Annotated in this window: 10 protein-coding genes; 5 read left to right on the top strand and 5 right to left on the bottom strand. The window is 54.7% G+C overall.

Annotated elements, in window-relative coordinates; translation table 11 throughout:
• Nucleotides 1-27: 27 nt before the first annotated feature.
• The 3 genes from glyS to LF929_RS00250 form a co-directional block, all read right to left on the bottom strand.
• Nucleotides 28-2,097, bottom strand: coding sequence for a glycine--tRNA ligase subunit beta (glyS, locus tag LF929_RS00260; protein WP_226092793.1), 2,070 nt, complete (start codon nucleotides 2,095-2,097; stop codon nucleotides 28-30).
• A 9-nt stretch (nucleotides 2,098-2,106) separates the two neighbouring features.
• Nucleotides 2,107-3,021, bottom strand: coding sequence for a glycine--tRNA ligase subunit alpha (gene glyQ / locus LF929_RS00255; RefSeq protein WP_012882795.1), 915 nt, complete (start codon nucleotides 3,019-3,021; stop codon nucleotides 2,107-2,109).
• A gap of 161 nt (nucleotides 3,022-3,182) precedes the next feature.
• Complete coding sequence (locus LF929_RS00250; RefSeq protein WP_038902902.1) at nucleotides 3,183-3,989, bottom strand: sulfite exporter TauE/SafE family protein; 807 nt, start codon at nucleotides 3,987-3,989, stop codon at nucleotides 3,183-3,185.
• Nucleotides 3,990-4,246: 257 nt separating this feature from the next.
• Here LF929_RS00250 and LF929_RS00245 point away from each other — a divergent pair, with 257 nt between their 5' ends.
• The 3 genes from LF929_RS00245 (at nucleotide 4,247) to ghrB (ending at nucleotide 6,721) form a co-directional block, all read left to right on the top strand.
• Complete coding sequence (locus tag LF929_RS00245) at nucleotides 4,247-4,807, top strand: DNA-3-methyladenine glycosylase I (protein WP_038902901.1); 561 nt, start codon at nucleotides 4,247-4,249, stop codon at nucleotides 4,805-4,807.
• Entirely contained in the window at nucleotides 4,804-5,259 is a 456-nt protein-coding gene (locus tag LF929_RS00240; RefSeq protein ID WP_012882792.1) for an N-acetyltransferase, read from the top strand. The genes LF929_RS00245 and LF929_RS00240 overlap by 4 nt, the downstream gene beginning before the upstream one ends.
• A gap of 499 nt (nucleotides 5,260-5,758) precedes the next feature.
• Complete coding sequence (gene ghrB / locus LF929_RS00235; protein ID WP_016941592.1) at nucleotides 5,759-6,721, top strand: glyoxylate/hydroxypyruvate reductase GhrB; 963 nt, start codon at nucleotides 5,759-5,761, stop codon at nucleotides 6,719-6,721.
• A gap of 67 nt (nucleotides 6,722-6,788) precedes the next feature.
• Here ghrB and LF929_RS00230 read toward each other — a convergent pair whose 3' ends face one another.
• Nucleotides 6,789-7,997 carry an aldose 1-epimerase family protein gene (locus LF929_RS00230; RefSeq protein ID WP_168364585.1) on the bottom strand — a complete coding sequence of 403 codons (1,209 nt, stop codon included), beginning with the start codon at nucleotides 7,995-7,997 and terminating at the stop codon, nucleotides 6,789-6,791.
• 393 nt (nucleotides 7,998-8,390) lie between these two features.
• On the opposite strand from LF929_RS00230, the gene LF929_RS00225 reads away from it, so the two are divergent.
• Nucleotides 8,391-9,647, top strand: coding sequence for a valine--pyruvate transaminase (locus LF929_RS00225; RefSeq protein WP_226092792.1), 1,257 nt, complete (start codon nucleotides 8,391-8,393; stop codon nucleotides 9,645-9,647).
• A 198-nt stretch (nucleotides 9,648-9,845) separates the two neighbouring features.
• On the opposite strand, the gene LF929_RS00220 is transcribed toward LF929_RS00225, so the two are convergent.
• Nucleotides 9,846-10,097, bottom strand: a complete 252-nt coding sequence (locus LF929_RS00220) for a DUF1471 domain-containing protein (protein WP_012882788.1) — start codon at nucleotides 10,095-10,097, stop codon at nucleotides 9,846-9,848.
• Between the two features lie 329 nt (nucleotides 10,098-10,426).
• On the opposite strand from LF929_RS00220, the gene LF929_RS00215 reads away from it, so the two are divergent.
• Nucleotides 10,427-12,070 (top strand): TIGR04028 family ABC transporter substrate-binding protein, encoded by a 1,644-nt coding sequence (locus LF929_RS00215; RefSeq protein ID WP_226092791.1) that lies wholly within the window; start codon nucleotides 10,427-10,429, stop codon nucleotides 12,068-12,070.
• The last annotated feature ends 3 nt before the right edge of the window (nucleotides 12,071-12,073 follow it).

Genomic DNA, 12,073 nt, shown 5'->3' with positions numbered 1-12,073 from the left:
CTCAATACCGCCCGGCTAACCCGAGGATTACTGCAACACTGAAATATCCGCTACTTTCAGGAACAGATTACGCAGTTCGTTGAGCAGCGTCAGGCGGTTGATACGCACCTGCGCGTCATCAGCGTTGACCATCACCTTATCGAAGAAGTTATCGACTGACTCACGCAACTGTGCCAGTTCCGCCAGCGCTTCCTGATAACGCCCTTCGGCAAACCACGGTGCCAGTTTGCTGGTCAGCGCGGTAACATACGTCGCCAGCTGAATTTCTTCCTTCTCTTTGAGCAACGCGGCCTGCACGCTGTCGTTCAGCGTTTCGGTAGACTTCGCCAAAATGTTGGAGACACGCTTGTTGGCAGCGGCCAGTGCTTCGGCCTGCTCCAGTGTGCGGAAATGACTCACCGCTTTCACGCGAGCATCGAAATCTGCCGGGCGAGTCGGACGACGCGCCAGCACCGCCTGAATGGTGTCGACACTGTGACCTTCTTCCTGATACCAGGCACGGAAGCGACCCAGCATAAATTCAATCACATCGTCGACCACATTGGCGTTAGTCAGCTTGTCACCGTACAGGCGTACCGCTTCTTCCGTCAGGGTTTGCAAGTCCAGCGGCAGGCGTTTTTCCACGATGATGCGCAACACACCCAACGCCGCACGGCGCAGTGCGAACGGGTCTTTATCGCCTTTCGGGTGCTGACCGATGCCGAAAATACCCGCCAGGGTATCCATTTTATCGGCAATCGCCAGCGCGCAAGCGACCAGTGAGGACGGCAGTTCATCGCCAGCAAAACGCGGCTGGTACTGCTCGTTTAGCGCGACGGCCACATCTTCAGCCTCACCATCGTGACGGGCATAGTGCATCCCCATCACACCCTGAGTATCGGTGAATTCAAACACCATGTTGGTCATCAGGTCGCACTTGGACAGCAGGCCCGCACGTTTGGCGTGATTGACATCAGCGCCGATCTGCTCAGCCACCCAGCCGGTTAGTGCGGCGATACGGTCGGTCTTATCACGCAACGTCCCCAACTGTTGCTGGAACAACACGGTTTCCAGACGCGGCAGATGATCTTCCAGACGTTTTTTACGGTCGGTATTGAAGAAGAACTCGGCGTCAGCCAGACGCGGGCGTACCACCTTCTCGTTACCGGCGATGATCTGCTGCGGGTCTTTCGATTCAATGTTGGCGACGAAAATGAAATTCGGCAGCAGCTTGCCGCTGTTGTCGTAAACCGGGAAGTATTTCTGGTCGCCTTTCATGGTGTACACCAGCGCTTCCGCCGGTACCGCCAGGAATTTCTCTTCAAACTTCGCTGTCAGGACCACTGGCCATTCCACCAGCGAAGTGACTTCTTCCAGCAGGCTGTCGCTCAGATCAGCATTGCCGCCAATCTTGCGCGCTGCCTCTTCGGCATCGGCCTTGATTTTGGCTTTACGCACGTCGTAATCGGCGATGACCTTGCCACGTTCCTGCAAAATCTGCGGGTACTGGTCGGCGTTATCAATCGTGAATTCCGGCTCACCCATAAAGCGGTGACCGCGAAGGGTACGCCCGGAATCAATACCCAGCACGGTACCGGGGATCAGTTCATCACCCAGCAACAGGGTCGCGGTATGCACCGGACGCACAAACTGGGTGTCGTTATCGCCCCAGCGCATCAGTTTCGGGATCGGCAACTTCGCCAGCGCGGTGCTGACCATGCCCGGCAGCAGCGTTTGTGCCGCTTCGCCCTTCACGTGTGCACGGAATAGCAGCCACTCGCCTTTGTCGGTGGTCAGGCGCTCGGCCTGGGAGACGGTGATGCCGCAACCGCGTGCCCAGCCTTCTGCGGCTTTGGTCGGGTTGCCAGCAGCATCAAACGCCTGCGCGATAGCCGGTCCGCGTTTTTCTACTTCCCTGTCCTGCTGGGACGCGCTTAAACCGGCCACTTTCAGTGCCAGACGGCGCGGGGCCGCGAACCAATTGACCGACTGATAACCCAGTCCGGCGGCATCCAGTTCAGCGGTAAAATTGGCGGCAAAAGATTCCGCCAGAGTACGCAAAGCCTTCGGTGGCAGCTCTTCGGTGCCGATTTCCACCAAAAATGTCTTATCTGTCATCGCTGCCTCTCAGCTCTGTTTACGATTGCACATCGGGAAGCCCAGTGCCTCACGAGAGGCATAATAGGCTTCCGCCACCGCTTTGGTCAGGGTACGGATCCGCAGGATGTAACGCTGACGCTCGGTCACGGAAATGGCTTTGCGCGCGTCCAGCAGGTTGAAGCTGTGGGCGGCTTTCAAAATGCGCTCGTAAGCAGGCAGCGGCAGCGGTTTTTCCAACGCCAGCAACTGCTGGGCTTCTTTTTCATACTGCTCGAAGCAGGTAAACAGGAAATCCACATCGGCGTATTCGAAGTTATAAGTCGATTGCTCCACTTCGTTTTGATGGAACACGTCGCCGTAGGTGGTTTTACCCAGCGGGCCATCGCTCCATACCAGGTCGTAGACGCTGTCCACGCCCTGAATGTACATCGCCAGACGTTCCAGACCGTAGGTTATCTCGCCAGTTACCGGTTTGCATTCCAGACCACCCACCTGCTGGAAATAGGTGAACTGGGTGACTTCCATCCCGTTCAGCCACACTTCCCAGCCCAGACCCCAGGCACCCAGCGTCGGGTTTTCCCAGTTATCTTCCACGAAACGGATGTCGTGGATGGTCGGGTCCATGCCCAGTTCTTTTAATGAGCCGAGGTACAGTTCCTGAATGTTGTCCGGCGACGGCTTAATGATCACCTGAAACTGGTAGTAGTGTTGCAGACGGTTGGGGTTCTCACCGTAGCGACCGTCGGTCGGTCGGCGGGACGGCTGCACATAAGCGGCGGCGATAGGCTCCGGGCCAAGCGCACGCAGGCAGGTCATAGGGTGAGAAGTGCCGGCACCGACTTCCATGTCCAACGGTTGGACAATGGTGCAGCCCTGACGCGACCAGTAATCCTGTAATGTCAGGATCAGGCCCTGAAAGGTCTTGGTATCAAACTTTTGCATGTTGGATTCGCACGCGATACAAGTGGTTTTTACAATGAAGCCGCCAGTATACCCTCTGAGTGCAAGATATACAGCCAGAATGCGGCAACAACTTCAGTGACAGCGACATTTTCAGTGACATAGCATTATCGCCGCCTTTTTCTTCCCGTTTCGGGTAACGATCAACCGGCAAATACGGTATGTAGCATTTTCAGGCTCAACAACAGCAACAGCCCGGCAAACGCTTTCTTTAGCGTCGCGACCGGCAAGCGATGTGCTAAACGCGCCCCCACCGGCGCGGTGAAGAAACTGACCGCCGAGATGAGCGCTACCGCTGGTAACGAAACATAACCGACGCTGAACGTGGGCAAGCCGGTCGCAGACCAGCCGTTAATCATGTAGCCCAGCGCGCCGGAGAGCGCGATCGGCAACCCTACCGCGGCCGAGGTGCCGATGGCCTGCTGGATGCGTACATTACACCAGGTCAGAAACGGCACCGTGAGCGACCCACCGCCAATGGCGACCAGTGCGGAAATACCACCGATAGTCAGCCCGGCCAGCGACATGCCTGTCACGCCCGGTAACTGGCGGTGAGGCTTTGGCTTGATGTTCAACACCATTTGCAGCGAGACATACGCCATAAAACAGGAAAAGAAGATTGCCAGCGCACGGGTTGGCAATAACGCCGCCAGCCAGGTAGCGGCGAAGGTTCCCAGTAAAATCGCTGGTGTGATGCGCCATACCACTGGCCACATCACCGCCTGATGTTGATGGTGGGTGCGCAGGCTGGAAATAGCGGTGATCACAATCGCCGCCATCGAGGTCCCCAATGCCAGATGCACCAAATGCGTTTTCTCCACACCTTGTGCGGCGAACAACGCGGTCAGCACCGGCACCATGATGCCGCCACCGCCTATTCCCAGTAATCCAGCCATAAATCCCACCACGGCTCCCAGCGCCAGATAGGCCAGTATCCACTCAATCCCCATTATCGCCCCTTGTCGCTTATTGATTATCGTTTTGCGCTTGTCGTTTTTTGGTGTGATTCCAGCGCCACGTCACACATTGCCCTGTCAGGTCAGGGTTGCATCACATCACTCTTAGGCTGATGATCGCCACACCACGCGGTTGGTGCGCCAAAATCGACCATCATCAATACCAACAACGCGGGTGAATAACAATGCCGCTAACAATGTTGCTAAATAACACTCATCGGCAAATAACCACTGGGAGTAAGGAGAAGAGGATGGCACGCTGTGGCTGGGTCACGCAGGATACGCTGTATCAGGATTATCACGATAACGAATGGGGAACCCCCTGCACCGATAGTCGCGCGCTGTTTGAACTGCTGTGTCTGGAAGGCCAGCAAGCCGGGTTGTCGTGGATAACCGTGCTCAAAAAACGCGAGCACTACCGCCGTTGTTTCCATGGATTCGATCCGCACCGGGTAGCGGCCATGACTGATGACGATGTGAACCGGCTGGTACTGGACCCGGGCATCATCCGCCATCGCGGAAAAATTGAAGCCATTATCCGCAATGCCCGCGCCTGGCTGGCAATGCAGCAGCAAGGGGACGACTTTGCCACGTTTATCTGGTCCTTCGTTAACCATCAGCCGGTCATCAATAACCCGACATCGCTGGCTGATGTACCGGCAAAAACCGCCGTGTCGGATGCCATGTCGAAAGCGTTGAAAAAACGCGGCTTCACATTCATCGGCTCCACCATCTGCTACGCCTTTATGCAGGCTGCCGGGCTGGTAAACGACCATACCACCGACTGTTGCTGTCATCCGGGGGCGTTGTGATTCGACCTTATCGGCCACAAGACCTGGACGCGCTGGTCGCACTATGGCGGGAAAGTACCACGCTGGCGCACCCCTTTATCTCGGCGCACTATTGGCAGGAAAGTGAAGAACTGGTTCGCGGGCATTATATCCCCCACTCACAAACCTGGATTTATGAGCATGCTCAGGGCATCGGTGGTTTTATCAGCGTGATGGATCAGCGCTTTGTCGGCGCGCTGTTTGTTCACCACAGCCTGTATGGTCAGGGCGTGGGCGCGGCGCTGATGCAGCATATTCAGCATCGCTTCCCGGTGCTCAGTCTGGAGGTGTATCAGCAGAACCACCGCGCCTGCGCCTTTTATCGCAAACAAGGGTTTACGACCGTGCAGGAAAGTTATCAGCATGAAACCCAGTCACACTTGCTGGTTATGCACTGGCAGGATCAGGCGTTGCTCGCCGCCGTTACACCCTGACCACGTTTCAGGCCGCCGGGAAACCGCCCCTACAGAAACACACCCGCTATAGCGGCATTCGTTGTCGCTGCATTATTGTACAGTTGCATTACCCCCACAAAATGATACTTTATAACGTATCATTCATGCCGCAAGCATGGGTGACTGCCAATCCTTTCATCTTTGTTTGCAATGCAATTGAATTGCTATGCTGCTGATTTCAGCCAATACCAGGGTTTTAGCGGGAGCGCGCCTTCTGGCTTATCAGAGGGCGCGCCGCCTGACTTGCAGTCTCCCACCCTGTCCTCCATCATGCCTGCAGCAGGTCGTGTACCTCCGGGAAGAAATAACAAGTACCATCCGATTGTTTATCATGATATTTCATTAAATCGCCCAAACGTTTTTAGGCATTATTACGGCAAAGGCCTGCCCTTGATATGCGAAGCTAACAGGCTGACCTGCGTTCAAAAGTAACTGTCGTTTTAGTCAGACAATCGCCTCAATCAGCCGGAGTGAACTGATGAAACCTGAAGTCATCCTCTACAAAAAGATCCCTGACGATTTACGCCAAAAACTGGAGCAACACGCTAGTGTTTCGGTTTTTGATGGCCTGCCTCCCATCGACCACCCGTTACTGGCGCGTGCTGAAGGGTTGATTGGGGCCGGACACACCGTCAGCCGGGAATACCTGTCCCACCTGCCAAAACTACGGGCGGTGTCTACCGTGTCGGTGGGTTACGACAACATTGACGTTGCTGCGTTAAATGACAAAAAAGCGTTGCTGATGCATACGCCGACTGTCCTGACAGAAACGGTGGCGGATACCGTCATGACCTTGATGCTGATGACGGCTCGCCAGGCGTTGAAATCCGCCGAGCGCGTGAAAGCCGGTGAATGGACGCGCAACATCGGTGAAGATTGGTACGGTATTGATGTTCACCACAAAACCATTGGTATTCTGGGCATGGGGCGTATCGGTCTGGCGGTGGCTCAACGGGCGCACTTCGGTTTTAGCATGCCGGTGCTCTACAACGCCCGTCGCCGTCATGACGCGGCAGAAACCCGCTTCAACGCCCGTCACTGCGACCTCGACACCCTGCTGGCGGAATCCGATTTTCTGTGTATTACCCTGCCGCTGACGCCGGAAACCCACCATCTGATTGGCAAGGCACAGCTGGCGAAAATGAAATCCAGCGCCATTCTGATCAACATTGGCCGCGGCCCGGTGGTGGATGAGCAGGCGCTGATTGAGGCATTGACCGACGGCACCCTGCACGCCGCTGGTCTGGATGTGTTCGAGAAAGAACCGCTATCGGTAGATTCACCACTGCTGAAGCTGCCCAATGTGGTTGCACTGCCGCACATCGGCTCCGCCACCCATGAAACCCGCTACAACATGGCGGCCTGCGCGGTAGATAACCTGATAGCCGCGCTCAGTGGCGACGTTAAAGAAAACTGCGTCAATCCGGACGTGCTGAAGTAGTTCAGCACGCTAATTGAGGATCCCTCCTTCCCGACGTCAGGAAGGAGGATTCTCACGCGAAGAGCGATTATTCCACCGCGATCGGTTTTTCGGTCAGCGTGGTGGTGCGATCACCCTGAATCGCTTTCACTTTCTGTTCGGTTTGTTGTACTGCCGCCGGGCTGCTCAACAAGCTGTAAGTCAGCTCGAACGTGGTGCTTTGGCCGGGTTGCAGTTTCTTCACCCGCCCTTGCTGGCGTTCAATAGTGACCGGATATGCATAGCTGGTGCCGGGCTCAATACCGGTGACATAGCCTTGTTTCAGGGTGTCGGTGTTTTTCCACATCGTCAGCAACGGCAACTGATGGGTATCAAACGCGATGGACACCCCTTTATCACCTGCACGATTGACCAGTGCGGCCAGTGTTTTGCCCTCTTTATCCGCGTAAGGCGTCATGTTGAACACCATTTCATCGAAGCCTTTAGTCGGGCCTTTATACGTCTGCCAGCTTTTCAGACCGGCCCTGGCGTAGTCATTAAACGGTGAAATCTCTTTCACGGGTGCCAGGAAACGTGCCCCTTCTTCCAGAATCGGGGTACCGAAATTGCTGTGATAGATAATCTGGTAATCACGCGCGTAATCTGACTTATTGGTCAGCACGTCATGAATGGTAAACGACTCGCTCCCCGGCACGTAGCGCAGTTCAGTCCAGGTTTCGAGGTTGGATTTCTTAAAGCTGTTTTCCTTGAGCAAGCCACGCACCGTGATGGTGTAAGGCGCTTTGTCGCTGACATCTACCAGCACTTTCGACGCAGGTGTATTACCGGCACGGCCGTGCAGGGTATAGATCATGCCGTCGCTGGTGACCGGATGTCCGGTCCACTCATAGCCGCAGCGCACCATCATCTCATTGAAACCTTCCAGCCAGCCCAGTCCATTGCGGCTTTCCAGGGTAATCGTATTCGGGTTGACCACCTCATCCACCGGAGAATCCCAGCCCAGCCGGATGTTTTTACCCGTGACATGCAGTAAATCCATGCCGCGGGTCGGACTCAGGGTAATTTGCAGCCCGTTGGGACTGGTGATAGTCAGAATCTTGCTGCCTTCCTGACGTCCGCCGTGCAGTACCTTTTGCTCGATGCTGAAGTGCTGATCCTTAATCTTCAGCGCATCGCTGCTGATCTGCCAGTTTCCCTTTTCGGTGCTGCTTTCAACGTCTGTCAGCACAAAGGTTTGAGCCGATGCCTGCCAGGAAACCAGCGCCAAAGCGATACTCATTGCCAGTACATTTTTCATTCCATACATCCTTTTAGCTGAATTGATTAAGCCCGTGGAGCTAAAAGACTACAAATCCAGCTGACAGGAGAATGTGATTGCTATCACCAGATGACTAACTGCCCGTTTTTCACAACATATTTGCAAAATAAATCACACTTTAATTAAGAATATCTAATGATATTGCATGAAAAACGCGATCATGATCAGCTAAAAGCTGACGCACGTTCAGCATTTAGTGTCTAACAGGCGTGAACATGCTGAAGCAGAAAACGCGTTCAGCAGATGAATACTCTGCCATAACAAAAATATATGGATAAAAACAGGGTGATGATATTTCCACCATGATTGCACCACCCCGAGGCACGCGCTAAGGTGTCGGTTTACCTGTGCTTCACCCTTTATTGACAAATTATGAACTTTTCCCGTTTTGGCAACAAATTTACCCGTCATGCTGGTATTACCCAACTGATGGATGACCTGAACGACGGGTTACGCACCCCAGGTGCCATCATGCTCGGTGGCGGCAACCCGGCCCATATTCCAGCAATGGACGACTATTTTCAGCAATTGTGTCGTGATCTGTTGGATCAAGGAAAATTGACCGATGCGCTGTGCAACTACGATGGCCCACAGGGCAAAGATGTGTTGCTGCATTCGCTCTCCAGTCTGCTGCGTGAACAGTTTGGCTGGGAGATTGGACCACAGAATATTGCGCTGACTAATGGCAGCCAGAGCGCATTTTTCTACCTGTTCAATCTGTTTGCTGGTCGTACTGATGAGGGGCAACATCGCCGGGTGCTGTTTCCGCTGGCACCGGAGTACATCGGTTATGCTGATTCCGGGCTGGATGAGGACATGTTTGTCTCTGTTCGCCCGCAGATTGAGCTGTTAGCGGAAGGGCAATTCAAATACCACGTTGACTTCGAGCAACTACACATCACCGATGATATCGGCATGATTTGCGTTTCCCGGCCGACCAACCCGACCGGCAATGTACTCACCGACGACGAAGTGCAGCATCTGGATGCGCTGGCCCGTGAACACCAGATTCCGCTGGTGATCGACAACGCTTACGGCGTGCCGTTCCCCGGTATCATCTTCAGCGATGCCACACCGCTGTGGAATCCGAACATTATTCTGTGTATGAGCCTGTCCAAGCTGGGCTTGCCCGGTTCCCGCTGCGGTATCGTGATCGGTTCTGAGCAGGTGATCGAAGCGCTCGGCAACATGAACGGTATCGTCAGCCTGGCACCCGGTTCTATTGGCCCGGCGCTGGCACATGAGATGATCCAGCGTGGTGATCTGCTGCGGCTGTCCAACGATGTGGTCAGGCCGTTCTACCGCCAACGGGTGGAGCAGACTATCGCCATTATTCGTCGTTATCTGCCGCCAGAAGTGTGTCTGATTCACAAACCGGAAGGCGCGATTTTCCTGTGGCTGTGGTTCAAAGACTTGCCCATCACCACCGAGGTGCTGTACCAGCGGTTGAAGCAACGCGGCGTACTGATGGTACCGGGTCATTACTTCTTCCCCGGTCTGGAACAGGAATGGCCGCACGCTCACCAGTGCCTGCGCATGAACTACGTGCCGGAGCCGGAAAAAATCGAGCAAGGTGTCGCTATTCTGGCCGAAGAGGTGGAGCGGGCGCGGCAAGAAGGCTGCGTCTGACACGCCAAAAATCTGATCCCCGAAAAACAGACGTGCTATGCGTGCAGCCATACCCTCTACCTGGCGTATGACTGCACGCGAAGCGGTATCACGCACGCAAAAAAACCGCACCTTACTGAGTTGGGTATCCAACTTTTGGGGTGCAGTTCACAAAGGCGGTTCTCGTTACGCGTGATATCGATGTGATATCCCTCGTTATCAGTTGTACAGCTCAGCGACGCCTTGCAACTGGTTATCGCTGCTGGTCGCAGAGATGATACGGAACGATTTGGCACCGGCAGCATCCGCTTTTTCAGACAGCTTAGCCTGCAGGCCATCCAGCGTATTCGCCGTAGCGCTGACAGAACCGACAGACTGGCTGGCAGACTGCTGCACTTCAGTCGCGGCGAACGAGCCGAAAGAAACGGTAGCCAGTGCGATAACTACAGCAATATTTTTGATAGCGTTCATGGTTGATATCCTTCACAGTGTATTCGGTTAGTGTTCTTTACTGGAGGCGTTATCGCCTTCGATGAAAGTGATAATAGACCTGTTATCAGCTCGTTAAAAACGGGTTTATTTGTAGATATCATTCAAATTTTATGAAATAAAAAAGCATCGCATTCGCTCTTCGCCTGCCCGCCTTGACTTACCCCAAAAGCAGATATTCATTGCCGGTTTTGTACTTTGTGGTTTTGCCATGCCTGTGGAAGTATCCCTTTCATATGACAGCCTTTTTCCAGCCCTGACGTCACCTGCATAGCGGCTGGTATCACTCTGATAACTAAAAGGAAAAAACCATGTCTGGTTTCTTGAACGCTCAACAGAAGCGGGGAATGGGTCTGCTTGTTTCATTCGCACTACTGGGAAATGGCGCACAGGCGGTGGCCGCCGACGTTGCACCAAAAACCGGCGGCACCTTGATCTATCTGGAACAACAACCGCACACCAATTTGTATCCGCCCGCAGGTGGTTTTTATCCTAATGGCGGTATCCTCAACCAAATTACCGATAAGCTGACGTATCAGAACCCGGAAACGTTGGACATCGAACCCTGGATTGCAGAATCCTGGACCATTAACGCCTACAGCACCGAATACACATTCCGGTTACGCCCCGGCGTCACCTTCTCTGACGGCACACCGCTGGATGCCAACGCCGTCGCTAAAAATTTCGACACCTACGGGCTGGGCAACAAAGAACTCAACCAGCCGATTTCCGAAGTCATCAACAACTACCAGCGCAGCGAAGTGATCGACCCGCTGACGGTGAAGTTCTACTTCAAAAAACCGTCGCCCGGTTTCCTGCAAGGCACCTCCGCTATCGGCTCCGGTCTGGTGTCGCTGAGTACGCTGGCCCGCAATTTCAACCAGTTAGGCGATGCGACCCACATCATCGGCTCCGGCCCGTTTGTGGTCAGCAGCGAAAAACCGGGGCGCGAACTGAAACTGGTGGCCCGTAAGGATTACCACTGGGCACCAGTGAATTTTGCACATCAGGGCCGCCCTTATCTGGATGGCATCACCTACCTGGTGACGCCGGAAGACAGTGTGCGCATTGGTGCACTGGTCTCCGGTCAGGCGGATTTTATCCGTCAAATTCAGGCCTATGACGAACAACGGGTGCAGAGTGAGGGTATTCGGATCTATGCCGCCCCGACCCGCGGGGTGAATAACAGTATCAACTTCCGCCCGGATAACCCGCTGGTGGCGGATATCCGCGTGCGTCAGGCACTGAGTGACGCCACCAACCCGAAAGAAATCATCCAGACGCTGTATTCCAATAACTACCCACAAGCCACGTCGGTACTGGCGAAAACCGCCGCCGGTTACATCAACCTGTCCGAGAAGCTGACGTTCGACCCAGCCGCCGCCGCCCGTCTGCTGGACGACGCGGGCTGGAAAATCGGTGCGCAGGGCGTTCGACAGAAAGACGGCCAATCGCTGGTGTTGACCGCCTACGAATCGCCGCCACAGCCGCAGAACAAAGAGATGTTGCAACTGGTAGCGCAGCAGTGGGCCAAAGTGGGCGTGAAATTGAACGTACTGGCAGGCGATGCGGGCACTAAAACCGTCGACAGCCTCGACCCACTGAAAACCGGTGTATCGCCGGGCATGGTGGGCCGGGCGGACCCGGATGTGCTGAAAAGCCAGTATTACCCTACCTTGCGCAATGTGCTGCTGCAAAAGGGCGGAGCCAGCGACAAGGTACAAACCTTTGAAGACACCCACCTTAATACCCTGTTGGATGGCATCGCCTCCGCGACCGACCGCAACAAACGGCTGGAGCTGGTCGGCGAAGTACAGAACTACCTGATCGATAAGGCATACGTGATTCCGATTTTTGAAGAGCCGCAGGTGTTCGCCGGTCGCGCCAGCACGAAAGGCATAGGCTTTGAGGCGGTGGGCCGCCCCAGTTTCTACAACACCTGGCTGGATAAGTAACCG

The sequence above is a fragment of the Dickeya oryzae genome, from assembly GCF_020406815.2.
Classification (GTDB): Bacteria; Pseudomonadota; Gammaproteobacteria; order Enterobacterales; family Enterobacteriaceae; genus Dickeya; species Dickeya oryzae.
The sequence above is the reverse complement of the archived record's forward strand: the minus strand, read 5'-3'. Positions and strand labels throughout refer to the sequence as shown.